This window comes from Xenorhabdus griffiniae (genome assembly GCF_015163655.1).
Lineage (GTDB): Bacteria > Pseudomonadota > Gammaproteobacteria > Enterobacterales > Enterobacteriaceae > Xenorhabdus > Xenorhabdus griffiniae.
Window position 1 is genome coordinate 1 of sequence record NZ_JADEUF010000068.1, and the last position, 21,331, is coordinate 21,331.

General features: G+C 46.6%; 5 protein-coding genes and 2 pseudogenes. 5 read left to right on the forward strand and 2 right to left on the reverse strand.

Annotated elements, in window-relative coordinates; translation table 11 throughout:
* Positions 1–1,686 precede the first annotated feature (1,686 nt).
* Positions 1,687–17,169, forward strand: coding sequence for a non-ribosomal peptide synthetase (locus tag IQ211_RS11820; protein WP_193836364.1), 15,483 nt, complete (start codon positions 1,687–1,689; stop codon positions 17,167–17,169).
* Positions 17,170–17,400: 231 nt separating this feature from the next.
* Here the strand turns inward: IQ211_RS11820 and IQ211_RS11825 are convergent, their stop codons facing one another.
* Together IQ211_RS11825 and IQ211_RS11830 are read right to left on the reverse strand one after the other, a co-directional pair.
* Complete coding sequence (locus IQ211_RS11825) at positions 17,401–17,805, reverse strand: hypothetical protein (protein ID WP_189759105.1); 405 nt, start codon at positions 17,803–17,805, stop codon at positions 17,401–17,403.
* On the reverse strand, positions 17,784–19,151 hold the full coding sequence (locus tag IQ211_RS11830; RefSeq protein ID WP_189759106.1) for an MFS transporter: 1,368 nt from the start codon (positions 19,149–19,151) through the stop codon (positions 17,784–17,786). Before IQ211_RS11830 ends, IQ211_RS11825 begins: the two co-directional genes overlap by 22 nt.
* 89 nt (positions 19,152–19,240) lie before the next feature.
* On the opposite strand from IQ211_RS11830, the gene IQ211_RS11835 reads away from it, so the two are divergent.
* From IQ211_RS11835 to IQ211_RS11845, 4 genes and pseudogenes are all read left to right on the forward strand, one after another.
* Positions 19,241–20,134 carry a LysR family transcriptional regulator gene (locus IQ211_RS11835; protein ID WP_223281649.1) on the forward strand — a complete coding sequence of 298 codons (894 nt, stop codon included), beginning with the start codon at positions 19,241–19,243 and terminating at the stop codon, positions 20,132–20,134.
* Positions 20,135–20,152: 18 nt separating this feature from the next.
* Positions 20,153–20,245: pseudogene (locus IQ211_RS20330) on the forward strand (IS1 family transposase); the annotation flags it as partial.
* Positions 20,235–20,484, forward strand: a pseudogene (locus IQ211_RS11840) (primase-like DNA-binding domain-containing protein); the annotation flags it as partial. The pseudogenes IQ211_RS20330 and IQ211_RS11840, both read left to right, overlap by 11 nt.
* 363 nt (positions 20,485–20,847) lie before the next feature.
* A complete protein-coding gene (locus IQ211_RS11845; protein ID WP_189759107.1) occupies positions 20,848–21,237 on the forward strand; it encodes a nuclear transport factor 2 family protein in 390 nt (129 codons plus the stop codon).
* The last annotated feature ends 94 nt before the right edge of the window (positions 21,238–21,331 follow it).

Genomic DNA, 21,331 nt, shown 5'->3' on the forward strand with positions numbered 1-21,331 from the left:
GATTTGTAGTATGTAATGAAATTTGACTTAGGTTAAATTATGTAGGATTATGTGTACAGTTTGGTATAAATTGTTTTGTTTTTTAATATAATTTTTTTTATTTGGATTATGTAAAGGTATTTTGATGTTTTAGTGGATTATTTCGGCTGTTTTACCTTATTTTTATTAAAAATACTATTTACCATTACCTTTCCCACTAAATTGACTTTTAATTCGCCTAAAAGTGAGTTTTACTCGCATTTTTGCATTTTTTGAAAATGGCAAGAGTATCTCTTACAGGATATTGAGATATTCTTTTATTTTTCTAGTAAAAACAATACGATATAAATTTTCTTGGTGGATGGTGGCTTTATCAAGTGGCATTCTGTTTTTCTTTGAGGATCTTTTTATGGAAAATAACGGCATTGAAGTGTTTTTTCGGCATATCGCATTAAAATTGAAAAAAACAGCTGTTGTACAAGGTTCCCAGAAATACCATTGTGGCTGGAAACATCGCAGCCGATAAGCTAGCAAAAACTGACTAAAACCTCACCCCAAGGAATGACGTTGTTGTGATTTCCTTTCCTGCCCAGCACATTGTTGCACCTGTCACTTATGTTCAGCCTGTTGCTTACTGTTCTAAATAGGTTTTCATCAGACTGAGAGTATCAGATGTTGGAGTTCCTTACCCTCTCGCGCGGCGCGAGAGGGTAAAGAATATTCCTATCATTTTGAAACGCTATTTATCCGAAGTCTCTGGTTGTAATTTACAACACTATATGAAACTTGATATCTCCCCGCGAAGTGGGGAGATATCACACGTATCTTGAAATTAGATTGGTATACACCTGAAGAGTTATAGTGGAATAACGCCTAACTTTGTCAAGCTTGTTTTTTCAAATGGCGTAGTGACTTATTTATCTTCATGGTTAAGTTATCGCATTCCGTATCATAAATGGGAACATGAAATTAAATTGATGGGCTGATTTATGGAATAAAACCGAAGATAACCTCAAATTTATCGATTATTTCACTGAGCACTTGCGTGAAAATTAATATTTATTTGAAATTGTTTTATTTTGTTATTAAATATAATGAGCGTTTACATTTACATTAGTTGTGTAATTTGATTACTATAAAATAATATGTAGTTGAGTTAGTTTATTTTTTACATGGAGAAATATACATGTTTTTATTATAAAGCAATGATAAATATGATTTTTTTATTTTTCTTTTTCCTTGGTTGTTAGTGGTTATTTATAAACATAAGCACTTTATTTTATCTGAAATAATTTCAGTTGAATACTAATGTTAAATGGAGAAATACTGCAGGGACTTAGTGTTCATGCCAATAGATATATTCAATAGATCCATTTTTATTTAGTTATGGAATTCAGCGTAATAAAAAATTGATGTAGATCAAAAACGCTTATCTAAAAAACAGGGAAAAAATGGAATGCCTTTTTATGGTTCATCAGATGAATCATTTATTTCGTTGTCTGGGAAATTATTGCCACATCATTTTTTGCTGTGCGGTTATTAACCGGACTATGACATCCAGCGCCTGAGAAAAATATTGTCTGAGTATCTTTCGATGCTTGGCATGCCCGTTGTTATTTCTCCTAAAAGTAAAAGAAAAATATTTGTGATGGCGGCTGGGAATAACAGTTTTCAAATATCCGATAGATTCGTTGAGGTAGTAAGTAAATGAAAGACAGTATTACCAGCACGGAAAATCCCCTTAAAGCGGGGTTGCTGGAAACTTGGAACGCCACGGAAACTCCCTATCCTGACCATGTATGCATTCATCAGTTGTTTGAACAACAAGCAGAGAAAACCCCGATTGCCACCGCATTAATCGCTGGCGATCAGACTCTGAGCTATGCGGACCTGAACGCCAGAGCCAACAGGTTGGCTTGCCAACTGATTGAACAAGGGGTTTGCCTGGGTGACCATGTAGCGATCTTGTTAGAACGCTCAATTGAACTGGTGGTGGCTCAGTTAGCTATCCTTAAGGCGGGGGCGGTTTATGTCCCTGTCGATCCCAATGTACCGGATGAACGGAAAAACTGGCTGATAAACGATTGTGCCGCCAAATTACTGCTAACGGATATGCAGACGGCGATCCCAGCTGAATTGCTTGTCCCGCGGCTCCGCCTTACCGGCGAGACAGAGCCGATTCAGGCAGAAGATCACTGCAATCTTGATTTATCGGGAGCCAGTGCCGAACCCGCGTATATCATGTACACCTCTGGTTCGACGGGGACACCAAAAGGTGTCATCGTGCCTCATCGGGCTGTCGTCCGATTGGTTATCAATAATGGCTATGCTGACATCGAACCCAATGACCGGATTGCTTTCGCCGCTAATCCCGCTTTCGATGCCAGCACCTTTGAAGTTTGGGCGCCGTTGCTTAACGGTGCTGCGCTGGTGGTTATTGATCATACTACGTTGCTGACACCGCGGGATTTTGTTCAGGCGTTACAGGTGCATCGCATCACGGTTTTGTGGATGAGTGTCGGGCTGTTTAACCGGCTGGCGGAGGAGCTATCCCCGGTGTGGCCTCAGCTTAAAATACTGTTGGTGGGAGGGGATGTCCTCGATCCGCATATCATTGCTCAAGTGCTGCGTAAGAACCCGCCACAAAAGTTATTGAATGCCTACGGTCCGAGTGAGGGAACTACGTTTACCACGACTTACCCTATTCACGGCTTAACATCGGGTACGACATCAATTCCTATTGGTCGGCCTATTGCCAACACCCGAATTTATTTGCTGGATACTGACGGCCAGCCGGTGCCATTGGGAATGACTGGTGAGATTTATATCGGGGGCGACGGAGTGGCCTGCGGTTATCTCAATCGCCCTGAACTGACTGCTGAACGCTTTCTCCCCGATCCATTTAGCGAGAAACCGAATGCACGTATGTATCGCACCGGCGATTTAGCCCGCTATCTGCCGGTCGGCAATCTGGAATTTCTGGGCCGTAACGACCAGCAGGTGAAAATCCGCGGTTTCAGGATTGAGCCGGGAGAAATTGAAGCTCGACTGGTGGAGTATCCGGCAATACGTGAAGCGGTGGTGCTGGCATTAGGAGAGGGACAAGACAAACAGCTGGTTGCCTATGTACTGACCCAAGAGAGTGACGGTTTGGCTGCTTGCCTGCGTGAACACCTGAGTGCGCGGTTGCCGGATTATATGCTACCGGCGGCCTTTGTGCGTCTGGATGAGTTCCCATTGACGCCGAATGGTAAATTGGATCGCCGAGCGTTGCCAGCACCGGGGGAGGATGCTTTTGCCCGTCAGGTTTATGCCGCACCGTTAGGAGAAAAGGAAATTATTCTGGCGACCCTTTGGCGCGAATTACTGGGTATTGAGCGAATTAGCCGACATGATAGTTTCTTTGCGCTGGGCGGTCACTCTTTGCTCGGTATCCGGATGATTGAACGTCTGCATAACCTGGGATTGACACTGGCCGCCCGTAACCTGTTTCAATGTCCGGTGTTGTCAGAACTGGCCCAGACATTGGAACAACATCAGGCTGTAATCATACCGCCGAATGTCATTACCCCAGCGACCACCATGCTGACACCCGCAATGTTGCCACTGATTGATCTGTCCCAGTCTGAGATTGACAACATTGTTGAACAGGTGCCGGGTGGGATCGCTAATATTCAGGATATTTATGCTCTGTCGCCGTTGCAGGACGGTATCTTATTTCACCATCTGCTGGCGAAGGAAGGTGACCCTTATCTGTTGGCCTACCCGATGATTTTTTCTGACCGGACACTGCTGGATCGCTATCTGGCAGCCGTGCAACAGGTGGTTGATCGCCATGATATCTTGCGAACCGCATTTATCTGGCAGGGATTACCTGCACCGGCGCAGGTGGTCTGGCGTCAAGCGCCTTTATCGGTCACTGAACTGACTCTGGACCCGGCTGCTGGGCCAGTGGGTGAGCAATTGGCTCACCGCTTTGACCTACGTCAGTACCGTTTTGATCTGAGTCAGGCTCCATTGTTGCGCTTTGTAGTAGCACAAGAAACAGTAGCACAAGAAACGGATGGCCGCTGGCATGTGTTGCAATTGCAGCATCATCTGATTGGCGACCATACGACAATGGAAGTGATGCACCGCGAAGTGCAAGTTTGTCTTGCCGGGCAGAATGACAACTTGCCAGTACCGGTGCCTTTCCGCAATCTGGTGGCGCAGGCTCGATTGAATGCCAATCAAGCAGAACATACCCGTTTCTTTACTGATATGTTGGCTGACGTGGATGAGCCGACGCTGCCGTTTGGTCTTACCGAAGTGCATCGTGATGGTTCGCAAGTCACACAATCACACCGGATGTTATCGCCGGAATTAAACGACCGTCTTCGTCAACAGGCAAAACGTCTGGGCGTCAGTGTAGCAACATTGTGTCATTTGGCTTGGGCGCAGGTGCTGTCACAGACCAGTGGTCAGGAAAAAGTGGTGTTTGGCACGGTGCTGTTTGGGCGCATGGCGGCGGGGGAAGGGGCTGATAGCGGCATGGGGCTGTTTATCAATACCTTGCCGTTGCGACTGGATATGGATGATACACCGGTGCACGACAGTGTACGGCTGGCACAGTCTCGGTTGGCCGGATTGTTGGATTATGAGCATACTTCACTGGCGCAGGCCCAACGTTGCAGTGGCGTAGCGGGTGGCACGCCACTATTTAGCGCCTTGTTGAACTACCGACATAATGAGCAGCCGCTGATCCCACATGAGGTTGTACCGGGTATCGAATTTCTGGGTGAACAGGAGCGAACCAACTATCCGTTAGTGCTGTCGGTAGAGGATGGCGGTTCTACTCTGGGGCTGACTGCGCAGGTAGTACAGCCATTTGAGCCGGATCGGGTATGTGGTTATATGCAACAGGCGCTGACCAGTCTGGCAGAAGCGCTGGAGCAAGCACCAGAAACACCGGTACGGGAACTGAACATTTTGCCTGCAACGGAACGTACGTTATTGCTGGAAACCTGGAACGCAACTGAAACACCGTATCCTGGGCAGTTATGCATTCATCAGTTGTTTGAACAACAAGCAGAGAAAACGCCGGTTGCTACAGCGCTGATAGCGGGAGATCAAACCCTCAGTTATATGGAACTGAATATCCGTGCTAACCGGCTGGCTCGTCAGTTAATTGAGCAAGGGATTTATCCGGGGGAACATGTTGCGCTCTTGTTAGAGCGATCTATTGAGCTGGTCGTGGCTCAGTTAGCTATTCTCAAGGCGGGTGCAGTGTATGTCCCGATTGATCCTGGTGTACCGGACGAGCGGAAGAACTGGTTGATAAAAGATTGTTCAGCCAAATTGCTGCTCACCGATATGTGGACTGATATTTCGGCTGACCTCCTGACTGTGCCGATATTTCGTTTCTCTGGTGAGATGAGCACCATCGGGGAAGAAGATCACCCCAATCTTGATTTACCTGCATCCAGCACGGGAGCGGCGTATATCATGTATACCTCTGGCTCTACTGGCACACCCAAGGGCGTGGTAGTGCCTCATCGGGCGGTGGTTCGGTTGGTTATCAATAATGGTTATGCTGAAACCGGACAGGCTGACCGAGTGGCCTTTACCGCTAACCCGGCTTTCGACGCGAGTACCTTCGAAGTCTGGACGCCTTTGCTCAATGGTGGCGCACTGGTGGTCATCGACCACGCGACCTTATTGACGCCACAGGCGTTTGTTCAGAGTTTACAGGTTCACCGGATCACTGTCCTGTGGCTGACGGTTGGATTGTTTAACCGACTGGCAACGGAGTTGTCTGCGGTTCTCTCACAGATCAATATCTTGATTGTCGGAGGGGATGTTCTAAATCCGCATGTGATCGCTCAGGTCCTGCGTAATAGCCCACCTCAGCAGTTATTGAATGGCTATGGGCCGAGTGAAGGAACGACGTTTACCACGACATACCGTATCACTGAATTGCCGGCAGGGACGACAAAACTTCCCATTGGCCGACCCATCGCTAACACACGCCTCTATTTATTGAACGCTTATGGTCAACCAGTGCCACTGGGGGCGATCGGTGAGATTTATGTTGGTGGAGACGGTGTTGCCTGTGGTTATTTGAATCGGCCTGAACTCACAGCTGAACGCTTCCTGGCGGATACTTTTAGTGATAAACCGGCGGCGCGCATGTATCGGACCGGCGATTTAGCCCGCTATCTGCAGGATGGCAATCTGGAATTTTTTGGCCGTAATGATCAGCAGGTCAAAATCCGTGGTTTTCGGATTGAGCCGGGGGAAATTGAAGCGCGGTTGAAGGAGTGCACTGCGGTGCGTGAGGCTGCGGTGCTGGTGTTAGGTGACGGGCAGGACAAACGGTTGGTCGCCTATATCATAGCGCAAGCAGATGATGGATTAATCAACAATCTGCGTGCCCACTTAAGCGCAATCTTACCTGATTATATGGTGCCGGCGGCTTTTGTCCGTCTGGATGAATTCCCGTTGACGCCAAACGGTAAGCTGGATCGTCGGGCATTGCCGATGCCGGGAGAGGAAGACTTTGCCCGTCAGGTTTATGAAGTGCCGCAAGGGGAAACTGAAATAGCCTTGGCGGCTATCTGGCGCGAGTTGTTGGATGTTGAGCAAATCAGTCGGCATGACAATTTCTTTGCTCTGGGGGGCCATTCGCTGTTGGCGATGCGGGTGATGAACCGTGTTGCGGCTTTCGGTGCTGAACTGCCGCTGACTACATTGTTTAAAGCACCTGTCTTGCTGGCTTTTGCTAAGGTGGTTGATGAACATCTTCACGAACAAAATGGGGCATTGCCTGCCATCACACCGACACCCCATGATAGAGCGCTGCCCCTGTCATTCGCGCAACAGCGTCTTTGGTTCCTGGCACAGTTTGAGGGGATGAGTGATACCTATCATATTCCGCTAGCACTGCGTTTACAGGGCCAGCTTGATATTCATGCCTGGCAACAGGCGCTGAATCACCTGTTTGCTCGCCATGAAGCATTACGTTCCATTTTTATCACCGTAAATGAGCAGCCACAGGTTGAACTCCTGCCGGCGGACTTTGGTTTGCCAATGAAAAAATACGATTTACGTAAAGTGCTTGAAGTGGATGAACAGCTTGAGCATTTGTGTGAGCAGGAAGCTAAGATGCCGTTTAATCTTGCCTGTGATCCCTTAATTCGTTCTGTTCTGATACAACTGGCTGACGATGAGTATGTCTTCCTGCTGACCCAACACCATATTGTGTCTGATGGCTGGTCTTTAGGAATATTGACATCAGAACTAAATGCACTTTATTCAGCCTGTTTAAACCAACAACCTAATCCATTGCCGCCGTTGATGATCCAATACCCTGATTATGCGGCATGGCAGCGTCAGTGGCTTTCTGCAGAAAGGATTCAGGCTCAATCCGATTATTGGCGCAGGGTATTGGCTGACGCGCCAGTTTTGCTGGATTTGCCAACTGATCGACCACGTCCGCCTGAACAGTTGTTTGCCGGTAACCTATGGCCTATCAATCTGGACGCAGAGTTAACAGCATCTCTTAAGCGTCTGAGTGAACAACAGGGAGCCACGTTATTTATGACCTTGCTATCAGCCTGGTCAATAGTTCTGTCGCGTCTGTCAGGTCAGGATGATGTGGTCATCGGTACACCTTGTGCCGGTCGCAGTCGTCGGGAAGTGGAATCCTTGATTGGTTTCTTTGTTAATACCTTGGCCTTGCGTATCGACTTATCGGGTGAGCCTAATGTGACGGAGTTACTGGCGCGTGTGCGGCAAACCGCGCTGGCGGCACAGGAGCATCAAGATTTGCCGTTTGAACAAGTGGTAGAAATCGTACAACCACCGCGTAGGCTGGCACATACCCCGTTGTTTCAGGTGATGTTTGCCTGGCAGAGCAATGAGATTGTGGAATGGCAATTGCCGGGGCTGACAATTTCACCGTTCGAGCAAACCCTTGATGTCGTTAAATTTGATCTTGAACTTAACTTGTTTGAAGAGGAAGACCGGATTGTCGGTTATCTTGGTTACTCAACCGCTTTGTTTGATCAATCGACAATCGAACGACACGTTGAATATTTGCACACAATATTGCAAGCGATGGTCGCGGATATTCAGCAGCCAGTCGGGGAAATGAATATTCTGGCACCCGTAGAGCGCCAGTTGTTGCTGGAAACCTGGAATGCAACCGTAGCGCCATATCCTGAACAATTGTGTATTCATCAGTTGATTGAACAACAGGTAGAGCGAACCCCAGATGCGATAGCGGTAAGGTATGAAAACCAGACGCTCAGCTATGCTGAATTGAATGCCCGTGCCAACCGATTAGCACATCAACTGATGGCATTAGGTGTCATCCCCGATCAACCCGTAGCCATTTGTGTGACCCGATCACTGGAAAGAATCGTGGGATTGCTGGCGGTGTTGAAAGCGGGCGGGGCATATGTGCCATTAGATCCGGCTTATCCGGGCGAACGTCTGGCTTACCTGCTGACTGATGCTGCGCCAACAGTTTTGCTGGCAGATCATATTGGACAGGCTGCATTGGGTGAAGAAGCACTGACGACGTTAACTGTACTCGATCCAAATACTCTGCCGGATCAGTCAGACAATAACCCACAGATCCCTAATCTCACCTCACGGCATCTGGCGTATGTGATCTACACATCCGGCTCCACTGGCAGACCGAAAGGGGTGATGATTGAACATCAGAGTCTGGTTAACCTGACGCTGGAACACATTGCTCAGTTTGATATTGGTGTCACCAGCCGGATGTTGCAGTTTGCCTCATTTGGCTTCGATGCCAGCGTCTGGGAAATCATGATGACGTTGAGCAGTGGGGCTATGCTGGTTATTCCGACGGAAACAATCCGGCAGGACCCGCACCGTCTTTGGCATTATTTGGAAGAGCAATCGGTGACGCACGCTTGTTTGACGCCTGCGTTGCTGCGGGATGGTGCGGATTTACCCATGCTGACGATAAAGCCAACCGTGATACTGGGCGGTGAAGCACCTAGTCCGACGTTAATCCAGACATTAAACCGTCAGGCCACGCTGTTCAATGCCTATGGCCCGACGGAAATCACCGTTTGCGCTACCACCTGGAATTGCCCGTCAGACTATACAGGGGGATTAATTCCCATCGGTAGACCGACAGTGAACAAACGCGTCTATCTATTGGACAAACATGGTCAGCCGGTGCCGCTGGGCGCCGTAGGTGAGCTACATATTGGCGGTGTGGGAATAGCCCGAGGCTATCTCAATCGCCCTGATCTGACGGCTGAACGTTTCCTGACGGACCCTTTTAGTCAGATACCGGATGCACGGATGTACCGCACCGGAGATTTGGCTCGTTACCTGCCGGATGGCAATTTGGTATTTGTTGGCCGTAATGACCAACAGGTTAAAATCCGTGGCTTCCGAATTGAATTGGGAGAGATTGAAACTCGGTTGATTGAACACCCGTTGGTGAGTGAAGCATTGGTCGTGGCGTTGGGTGATGGACAGAATAAACGCCTGGTGGCTTATGTGGTGGCGCAAACCGATGATGGATTGGCCACCAGTCTGCGTGAACATTTAAGTGCGCGGTTGCCGGATTATATGGTGCCGACGGCTTTTGTACGTCTGGATGCGTTTCCGTTGACGCCAAACGGCAAGCTGGATCGCCAGGCGCTGCCCGCACCAGGCGAGAAAGCCTTTGCCCGTCAGGTTTATGAAGCCCCGCAAGGGGAGATAGAAATAGCATTAGCGGCCATTTGGTGTGAATTGCTGGAAGTTGAGAAGATCAGCCGGCACGACAGTTTCTTTGCTCTGGGGGGGCACTCCCTGTTGGCAGTGCGGATGATTGAGCGTTTGCGGTGTATGGGGTTGGGTATCTCGGTACAAGCGCTATTCCAGCATCCGACATTGAGTGTGCTGGCTCAGTCTTTGTCTCAGCATTGTGAGATCAAGGTGCCTGAAAACCGTATCACACCGGATACGTCCGTGTTAACACCGGAGATGTTGCCGCTGATTAACCTCAGTCAGAGTGAAATTGACTGTATTGTTGATCAGATATCGGGTGGGATGGCTAACATTCAGGATATCTATGCCTTGTCTCCGTTACAGGATGGCATTTTATTCCACCATTTGCTGGCAAATGAAGGCGATCCTTATCTTCTGTTAACCCAACAGATGTTTGCCGATCGGTCTTTGCTGGATCGTTATCTTGCCGCCGTTCAACAGGTGGTTGATCGCCATGATATCCTGCGAACCGCTTTTATCTGGGAAGGATTATCTGCTCCGGCTCAGGTGGTTTGTCGTCAAGTTCCCTTATTCATCACAAAATTGACACTCAATCCGGCTGACGGCGCGATCAGTGACCAACTATTCCAACGCTTTGATCCGTGCCAGTATCGTATTGATCTGAGTCAGGCACCATTGTTGCGCTTTGTTATTGCACAGGATACTGATGGCCGCTGGATCTTGTTGCAACTGTTACATCACCTCATTGGTGACCATACCACGCTGGAAGTGATGAACAGCGAAGTGCAGGCGTATCTTACCGGACGGGGAGACAGTTTGCCTGCGCCAGTACCTTTTCGTACTTTGGTCGCTCAGTCGCGATTGGGGATCAGTCAGGAAGAACATACCCGTTTCTTTACCAATATGCTGGCGGCGGTGGATGAGCCTACGCTGCCATTCGGATTGACGGAAGTACACCATGACGGCTCACAGGTGACAGAATCGCACAGAATGCTGCCGCCTGCACTGAATAACCGCCTGCGTAATCTGGCTCGGCGTTTGGGCGTCAGTGTGGCGGCGCTGTGCCATTTGGCCTGGGCGCAGGTATTGTCGCGTACCAGTGGTCAGAGGCAAGTGGTATTTGGCACAGTGCTGTTTGGGCGTATGCAGGCTGGCGAAGGTGCCGACAATGGCATGGGGCTGTTTATTAATACCTTGCCGTTACGGTTGGATATAGATGAAACTCCGGTGCGAGAGAGCGTACAGGCTGCCCATAACCGATTGGCAGGGCTATTAGCGCATGAACATGCATCACTGGCGCTGGCTCAACGTTGCAGTGGGGTAGCGAGTGGGACACCGCTGTTCAATGCGCTGTTAAATTATCGGCATAATACCCAGCCAATCACATCAGATGAAATCATCAGCGGAATTGAATTTCTTGGGGCACAGGAACGGACTAACTACCCGTTTGTATTGTCGGTAGAAGATGGTGGTTCCGATTTGGGGCTGACGACTCAGGTAGTGCAACCTTTTGATCCAGAAAGGATATGCGGTTACATGCAGCAGGCTCTGGAGAGTCTGGTAGAAACACTTGAACAGACACCAGAAACGCCGGTACAGATGTTGGAAATTCTACCGGAAACTGAGCGCACATTATTGCTGAAAACCTGGAATGCGACCGAAACACCCTATCCTGATCAACTGTGCATTCATCAATTGTTTGAACAACAGGTGGAGAATGCCCCGGACGCCACGGCATTGGTCTATGAAAACCAAGCCATTAGCTATGCGGAATTAAATATCTGTGCTAACCGGCTGGCTCGTCAGTTAATTGAGCGAGGGGTTTATTCGGGGGAACATGTTGCGCTCTTGTTAGAGCGATCTATTGAGCTGGTCGTGGCTCAGTTAGCTATTCTCAAGGCGGGTGCGGTGTATGTCCCGATTGATCCTGGTGTACCGGACGAGCGGAAGAACTGGTTGATAAAAGATTGTTCAGCCAAATTGCTGCTCACCGATATGTGGACTGATATTTCGGCTGACCTCCTGACTGTGCCGATATTTCGTTTCTCTGGTGAAATGAGCACCATCGGGGAAGAAGATCACCCCAATCTTGATTTACCTGCTTCCAGCACGGGAGCGGCGTATATCATGTATACCTCTGGCTCTACTGGCACACCCAAAGGCGTGGTAGTGCCTCATCGGGCGGTGGTTCGGTTGGTTATCAATAATGGGTATGCTGAAACCGGACAGACTGACCGAGTGGCCTTTACCGCTAACCCGGCTTTCGACGCCAGTACCTTCGAAGTCTGGACGCCTTTGCTCAATGGTGGCGCGCTGGTTGTCATCGACCACGCGACCTTATTGACGCCACAGGCGTTTGTTCAGAGTTTACAAGTTCACCGGATCACTGTTCTGTGGCTGACGGTTGGATTGTTTAACCGACTGGCAACGGAGTTGTCTGCGGTTCTCTCACAGATCAATATCTTGATTGTCGGAGGGGATGTTCTTAATCCGCATGTGATCGCTCAGGTCCTGCGTAATAGCCCACCTCAGCAGTTATTGAATGGCTATGGGCCGAGTGAAGGAACGACGTTTACCACGACATACCGTATCACTGAATTGCCGGCAGGGACGACAAAACTTCCCATTGGCCGACCCATCGCTAACACACGCCTCTATTTATTGAACGCTTGTGGTCAACCAGTGCCACTGGGGGCGATCGGTGAGATTTATGTTGGTGGAGACGGTGTTGCCTGTGGTTATTTGAATCGGCCTGAACTCACAGCTGAACGCTTTCTGGCGGATCCTTTTAGTGATAAACCGGCGGCGCGCATGTATCGGACCGGCGATTTAGCCCGCTATCTGCCGGATGGCAATCTGGAATTTGTGGGGCGTAATGACCAGCAAATTAAAATCCGTGGTTTTCGAATTGAGCTGGGGGAAATTGAAGCTCGGCTGACAGAACATTTTGCGGTACGTGAAGCGCAGGTATTAGCGCTGGATGATGGGCAGGATAAACGTTTGGTCGCTTATGTGTTAGCAGAATCGCATGACGGATTGGCAGCGGGCCTGCGTGAGCATTTGAGTGCTCTGTTACCTGATTATATGGTGCCGGCGGCTTTCGTCTGTTTGAGCGCTTTCCCGCTAACTTCTAACGGCAAGTTGGATCGTCGGGCATTGCCAGCTCCGGGAGAGAAAGACTTTGCCCGTCAGGTTTATGAAGCGCCACAAGGGGAAATAGAAACGGCATTAGCGGCTATCTGGCGTGAGGTGTTAGGGGTTGAACAGATTAGTCGACATGATAATTTCTTCGCGTTGGGGGGGCATTCATTGATGGCTGCGCGAGTGATGAACCGTGTAGCCGCTTTCGGTGCTGAGCTACCGCTTGTTACCTTGTTTATGGCACCTACTCTGGCTGCTTTTGCGGAGAGAATTTACGCACAGTGTAATGAGGATAGTGACAGGTTGCCTGAGATTACTCCGGTATCTCGCGAGAGTGTTCTGCCACTGTCGTTTAGCCAGCATCATTTGTGGTTTATTTCGCAGTTTGAAAGGGTGAGTGATACTTACCATATTCCTGTAATACAGCGTGTGCGTGGTCAGTTTGATGTCTCTGCCTGGCAGCAGGCGCTGAATGCGCTGTTTACCCGCCACGAAGCCTTGCGTTCTGTCATTGTGACGGTTGACGGCCAACCCCAAGTCAAACTATTACCGCCTGAACCCGGTCTATCCATGAAGCAATATGATCTGCGTGGCGTACCTGATGCGGATGGACAACTTAAGCGTTTGTGTATGGAGGAGTTTGGGCGATCGTTTGATCTTGCACAGGGGCCATTAATCCGCTCCAGTTTGATACAGCTGGCGGACAATGATTATGTATTTCTGTTGATCTTACATCATATTATTTTTGATGGCTGGTCTTTGGGAATACTGAACACAGAGCTAAGTGCCCTCTATACAGCTTTTGTGACCGGTCAACCTGATCCACTACCACCGTTGATGATTCAGTATCCTGATTATGCGGCATGGCAGCGTCAGTGGCTTTCGGGTGAGCGCTTACAGTCCCAATCTGACTGTTGGCGTACCATGTTGGCTGGTACACCGGTACTGCTTGATTTACCAACCGATCGGCCACGTCCTCCCCAGCAATCGTTTATAGGGAGTTCATTGCCTATCAATCTGGATGAAGTGTTAACGAAATCCCTCAAGCGCCTGAGTGAACAGCAAGGGACAACGTTATTCATAACCATTCTGTCAGCTTGGGCGATGGTTCTGTCACGTCTGTCAGGTCAAAGTGATCTCGTTATCGGCACACCTTTTGCTGGCCGTGGTCGTCAGGAAATTGAATCCTTGGTGGGTTTCTTTGTCAATGTATTGGCTTTACGTATCGACTTATCGGGCACGCCGGATGTGGCGGAATTACTTGCGCGTGTACGGCAAACTGCGTTGGCAGCACAGGATAATCAGGATCTGCCATTTGAACAGGTGCTGGAAATTGTGCAACCACCGCGCAGACTGGCGCATACTCCGCTGTTTCAGGTGATGTTTGCCTGGCAGAACAATGAGAGAATAGAGTGGAAATTGCCAGAGCTGGAAGTCTTACCGGTTGATCAGGGTTTTGATGTGGTTAAGTTTGATCTTGAACTTAACCTGTTTGAGGAAGAAGGCAGAATTGCAGGTACTCTAAATTATGCAACGGCCTTGTTTGATCAACAGACAATCGAGCGGTATGTGGGTTATCTGCACACCGTATTGCAAGTCATGGTGGCTAATCCACAACAACCCGTCAGGGAAATTGATATTTTGTCGCCGGCGGAACGTAAGTTGTTGCTGGAAACGCGGAATGCGACGGAAATAGCCTATTCCGAGCAAATGTGTATCCATCAGTGGGTTGAGCAACAGGTGGAGAAAACCCCAAATGCTACAGCGATGATACATCGGGAGCAGATCTTCAGCTATGCGGAACTGAATGTTCAGGCCAACCGACTCGCTCATCAGCTTATCTCTCTGGGGGTAGTACCGGATCAGCGGGTGGCGATTTGTGTGACCCGTTCGCCAGCGATGGTGGTGGCGCTATTGGCAGTACTGAAAGCGGGTGGCGCCTACGTACCACTGGACCCCGCCTATCCGGGTGATCGTCTGGCGTATATGCTGAATGATGCTGCTCCATTGGTAGTACTGGCGGATAATATCGGGCGTGCTGCATTGGGTGACGAAGCACTGGCGAAATTAACCGTACTTGACCCGAATACTCTGTCTGACCAACCGGATAACAATCCGCAGATCCCAGCGTTAACTCCACGGCATTTGGCCTATGTGATTTATACTTCTGGTTCGACCGGTATGCCGAAAGGAGTGATGGTTGAACATCGTGGGTTGGTCAACCTTATCCGAGATAAAATCAGCCAGTTTGACATTCATTCTCATAGCCGGATGTTGCAATTCGCCTCATTTGGTTTCGATGCCAGCGTCTGGGAAATCATGATGGCATTGTGTGGTGGTGCCACCTTGGATATTCCTGTCGATGCGGTTCGTCAGGATCCACTCCGCCTTTGGCATTATCTGGAAGAACAGGCGGTGACTCATGCCTGCCTGCCCCCGGCTTTGCTCAGGGATGGCGCAGATTTACCAGAGATAAACCTAAGACCAACATTGATACTGGGCGGAGAAGCTCCTGGTGCTGCGCTACTCCAGTCACTGTGTGGCCGTGCCACGCTGTTCAATGCCTACGGTCCGACAGAAATCACGGTATGTGCCACCACTTGGCGTTGTCCGGCAGATTATATCGATACATTAACGCCTATCGGACGTCCGACAGCTAACACCTGTGTTTATCTGCTGGATGATTGCGGCCAGCCGGTTCCACTGGGAGCGGTCGGCGAGTTGTATATTGGTGGTGATGGTGTAGCACGTGGCTATCTCAATCGCCCTGATCTGACGGCTGAACGTTTCCTGACGGACCCTTTTAGTCAGATACCGGATGCACGGATGTACCGCACCGGTGATTTGGCCCGTTACTTGCCGGATGGTAACTTAGTATTTATTGGCCGTAATGACCAGCAAGTGAAAATCCGGGGATTCCGTATTGAGCCGGGTGAAATCGAAGCTCGGCTGATGGAGTACCCGACTGTGCGTGAAGCTATCGTCCTGGCTCTGGGTGAGGGGCAGGATAAACGTTTGGTAGCTTATGTGGTGGCACCGGCGGATGATGGCCTGACAACCTGTTTGTATAGCCATTTGAGAGCACTGTTGCCTGACTACATGGTGCCGGCTGCTTTTGTCCGTCTGGATGCATTTCCGCTAAGTCCTAACGGTAAGTTGGATCGTCAGGCACTGCCGGAGCCTGATCAGAATGCTTTTGTTCATCAAGCCTATGAAGCGCCGCAGGGGGAGGTTGAGATCGCAATGGCTGCTATCTGGCGTGAATTGTTGGAGGTTGAGCAAATAGGCCGATATGACAATTTCTTTGCGCTGGGGGGACACTCGCTGCTTGCTATGCGGATGATAAACCTTGCCGCAGGTCGTGGTTTGATGTGTACATTGAATAACCTATTCCAATTCCCTGTGCTGGCTGAACTGGTATCAAAAATCACATTAGATCCACTGTCCCAGCCGCAAAGCAGCGCGATACCTGTGCGACCCTTCGGAACGGAACCGCCGTTATTCTTTGTGCCCAGTGGTATGTACGATTACTCCTATGTCTTTGGATTAGCAAAACATATTCAGTCGGACTATCCGATTTATGCCCTGCCCTGGCCGTCCATCAATGACGAGGCAATATCGGCTCTTGAAGAGTTGGCTGCCAAAATGATCACCTTTATGAAGGCTGTTCAACCGGAAGGCCGATACCGGATTTACGGTTACTCTTCTGGTGGCGTACTGGCCTATGCCATTGCCCAGCAACTTTTAAATGCCGGTGAGATCGTCGATTTTCTGGGTTTGATTGATACGCCTGCTCCTCACTGCTTCAAGCAGCAGGTTATTCAACCAAAACTCCACTTTCTTGTTGAACTGGCAAAACAGTCGGGCGGGGAACATGAAGAGGAGATTGCGGTATTGCATCAGAGAATTGATAAACTGAATTTGGTGCAATTTATTGCCGCAGCGCAGGAACTGGGACTATACCCGGCAAACCTGCATCCTGACTTGATCGCAAGACGTTGGGAACAGATGGGAAATTATGTGCAAATGGTCAAAGAGTATGAACCACAAACATTGGCGATAACGCTCCACCAGTTCTATGCGACAGAACCTTATCCACAACTTCCTTTCGTTACGGAATCCGCATTACCCTCTTTGAGTATGGAACCGTCGTTAGGCTGGAAGCAGATCATGCCTGATTATTTGCTCCAGCTAATCTCTGTACCAGGTGACCACTTTAGCCTGATGGAGGAGAGTAAAAATAAAGTCATTTTGGCTAAAACCTTAAGTATGGCGTTGGCAACGACGTGTGAAGCGGAGGCGGTATAATGTCAGTGATAATATCAATATAGATTAGCCTGATTATTGTGCGCGAGACCAGCATGGTTGGTCTCGCCGGTTTTTTGGGATTAATGTAAATAGCATTTTAAAATAATAGGAGTATTCCTTACCCCGCGCGGAGCGCGGGGTAAGGAACTCCAACATCTGATTGATACTCTCAGTATTATGAAAACCTATTTACTTGAATAATTGGATATTTAGCCATGCCTGAGTAAAATTTTATTCTGAAATTGCTGTTTCATGTAAATAATGCCATTGAGGATGATCATTATGGAATGAGATAACTGCCAATGACCAACGGTAATTCGTATTGCCATCTTTGGTCTGTTTTTCACGATAACGTACGGTAACATATTCTTTACTGAATGCGACCACAGTACAGTTATCAACTTCAATTTTAAAATTTGGTCTGGAGCCCATGCTATTAACAAACATTTCTTTTACTTGATTTAATGAGACATGCTGACCAGCCAAAGTGATCATAGTAAAATCAGGAGTAAAACTATTTAGTAGTTTATTCAATGAGTCAGAATTCTCTTCCTGTTTATTGGTAAAAACATTTTCAATCCATTGATGAATATCAATAACACTTTGGCAGGCAATTAACTCTTTTTGTTTTCGCATATTTTCTCCGCGTGTTTTTTTAAATTATGCAGAATGGTTAAAGGTAATAAACCGATTATCGCTGCAAGGATAAAAGTTAAGTGATACGCATTAGTAGAAATAGATCCTTGCTGTAATAAATTAAAAATCATGGTGAATAACGCCGTGCCAATACTAAATGACATTTGACGATTGATATTCCAAATCACACTGGCACGGGATAATTTTTCATTGGTAAAATCCATCAGCGCAGTTGTCTGTGCCGTGTTAGCACCAATGCCTCCACCAATTCCCATCAGCAAATACGCGACAATCAAGCCAGGTACATCGTTTGCATGATTAATGGTAGCTAAGAAAGCAATACCAATAGCATGAAGTACAATCCCACATAAAAATAGACGATAGGCGCCCAAACGGTTATACATTCGTCCACATATTAATATGGCTCCAAATGCACCAATAGCATATAAGATCATGAGAGAGCCGGTTTTTTCCGCTGACCATCCCAGTTGTTGTTGCAGGTAAAAAATATTCAGCAGATTAACTCCAGTAAAGACACCTGGAATTGAGTGATAAATCCACACTGAAATACCCATGCGAGTATTTTTTATTACAGACAGATCCAGAATAGCATTTTGCACACGATGGTAATGTCGTATATAAAACAAAGTAAAAAAAGCGCCACTGGTCAAGAAAATAACTGGCAGCCATTTTGAGGCTGCATTAGCGTACATAGAAAGCCCTAATAACAAAAATACCAATGCTAAGCTAACTAATAACAATCCCTTTAAATCAGGTTTTTGAGCAGAAATTGTTTCATTACGCATCCAAATAAATGAAAGAATGGATGCTAGCAAGCTGAAAGGTATATTGCTAAGAAATACCCAATTCCAGCTATAGTGATCAACAATAGCACCTCCAACACTCGGGGAAATAGCCGGTGCAATGAGTGCAACAGTCATAACCAATGTCGAGATTTTTGCCCGTTCATGTTTTTTAAACAACCCAAAAGTTAACGCTTGCCCGACCGGAATCAACAAACCGCCTCCTAGTCCTTGAATAAAGCGCCACAATACTAAATCATAGAAATGTTCCGCCAGACCAGAAAACAGGGCAGCTATAGAAAAAAGTAGCATCGAAGCTGCCATGATTTGCCGTGTGCCAAATCGTTCAGCTAACCAGCTACTAATAGGTATAATAAGTGTCAAACCCAAAATATAACTATTGGATACCCAAGCTACACTAGATTCAGAAACAGACATTTTATCGGCAATATCGGGCAAAGCAATTGACGACATAAAAATATTGATGCAATCAATAAAGAAACCAAGCAAAAATATTAATGCAATACGATAGCGATAACTCATTATTTTACCTCCGTTCAGGAAGTTTAATAACCATTGACTTATTTAGTCTATTAATTTAATTTAAACATTTAATTTAATTAGATTTAACAATGAAAATGCAACCTCATCTCAACCGGATACAAACATTTATTACCGTAGTAGAATGCGGATCTTTTACTCGTGCAGCGGAAACCTTATTTATTAGCAAAGCCGTAGCCAGCATTCATGTGAAAACACTCGAAGAAGATCTAAACATACCATTGTTAGTGCGTAATACTCGTGGCATTGCATTAACAGAAGCAGGAAGAGAGTTTTATGAGGATTTTAAAAAGATATTTAATAACATTCAGGATGCTTTTGATAATGTTGCGGAACGACATCACTCTCTGGCTGGGAAATTACGTATTACTTCCACCGTTGAGTTTGGTGAAAAATTTCTTCTTCCTTTAATCAGTCAATTCTGTAAAATTTATCCTCAATTAGAAGTTGGTTATTTTGCTGACTCAACTTTAAATGATTTAATTACAGAGAGAATTGATCTTGCGATTCGACTGGGGATATTAAATGATTCAACACTGAAAAGCAGGCATCTGGCTACTTATAAAATTAAACTAGTGGCTACCCCAGATTGGATCGAACAAAACTCCGTTATTGAACCAATAGATCTGAATAAGGTTAATTGGATTGCCAACACTAGCTTACAAAATCCAACTCAATGGGAATTAAATCATCCTATTTATCCCAAGATCAATGTCCGTGGGAAAGTGAAATATGCCTCAAATAACATTTCTGCAATTCGCTCCCTAACCTTGTCTGGTTTAGGCGTATCCATACTCCCAGAGTGGTTTATCAATGGGGATATAGCATCTGGTACTTTGGTCGAGCTTTTCCCTGAATATCATCTGCCAAAGCAGGAAATATCGATTGTATTTCCAAATAATGTGCAACTTCAACGTAAGAATCGTCTTTTTATAGATTATCTATTAGAAAACCTGGTTGTGTGAGCAAAAAAATAGTGATAATTTGGGGATCGCAGCAGGAAGACATTGAAAAAACTGCTGGCACTCCTACCCTCTTTCAGCATCCGATCCTACTGTACAGATGATTATGCTGTTCAGTCCCTGCAAGTATCTCTATCATGCCTATCTTGCCTATATGAAAGGGCAATAACCTAAACAAACCCGTTTACGTTACCCGCTTCGTCATGGATATGCCAAGAGCACTGGCAGAGTACGGACAGCATTACCTAAGTAAAAAAAGTAAACAAGGTATTCGCAGTAACCTGAGCCTGAATCTTGATGCTGTTATCGAGTGGATGCCGAAGCTGACAAGGAATAATCTACCAGAAGAATAATTTTTTCTTACTCCAAAGATTTTTCAAAGAAATATAAAAAAGTGTTCATCATTATTTACTCTATAATGTAAACCAGATATATCAAGGTATTGCAGGGTGAACAGTTTTATCCATAATTCTTTAATACGGTACGGGTAGCAAAAAAGTTTTCTTTGGCCGGTGATCTTTCAGCTCTCCGAGTTACTGAGTTAATGTATTAGCCTAGTAACTCGGAGAAGACAAGCGTAGCGCGTCAGTTACTTTCTCAACATAGCCAAAATAACTGTGGGAAGAGTTGCAACATAAGATAAATTAGTTCTTTTTGGTTTTAGCTACTACAATTTATAACATCGTATACTATTTTTTATTGATTAGAGGTATATTATGTCCTACTCTAACATTGTAACAAATGCTTTGAAATATATACTTGAAAATGATGATTTGGATATTTCCATTATCGAAAAGTTTTTTTCGAAAGATTATTTTCAAGTTGTTAATGGTAATAAAATATCTTTTAGTGATTTCGTTTCTCATGTAACTTTACTAAAGAAATCTTTGACTAATTTGAAAGTTACTATTTTATCTGTTGCAGAAAATGGTGAAGATGTTCATACACATCATATGATTAAGGCTAATAAGAAGGATGGTTATATGATTGAATTCGAGATTTTTTCACATTTTTCGGTTAGTAAAAACAAGATAAAGTGTTGTTATGAGCTGACAAGAAAAATTATAGGGAATGAAGATGATGATGATTTAGGTTTTAGGAGTTAAAGATTATTAACCTTACGAACAGATAATGATTTCATATATTATAATGAATTTTAGTTAAAATATACTGGCATAATTATTATGCATGCTATCATAT

Bases quoted from the DNA above. Each gene is read 5' to 3' on its own strand.
- IQ211_RS11820 (WP_193836364.1), top strand. From the start codon at position 1,687: ATGAAAGACAGTATTACCAGCACGGAAAATCCCCTTAAAGCGGGGTTG.
- IQ211_RS11835 (WP_223281649.1), top strand. From the start codon at position 19,241: ATGAAAATGCAACCTCATCTCAACCGGATACAAACATTTATTACCGTA.
- IQ211_RS11845 (WP_189759107.1), top strand. From the start codon at position 20,848: ATGTCCTACTCTAACATTGTAACAAATGCTTTGAAATATATACTTGAA.
- IQ211_RS11830 (WP_189759106.1), bottom strand. From the start codon at position 19,151: ATGAGTTATCGCTATCGTATTGCATTAATATTTTTGCTTGGTTTCTTT.
- IQ211_RS11825 (WP_189759105.1), bottom strand. From the start codon at position 17,805: ATGCGAAAACAAAAAGAGTTAATTGCCTGCCAAAGTGTTATTGATATT.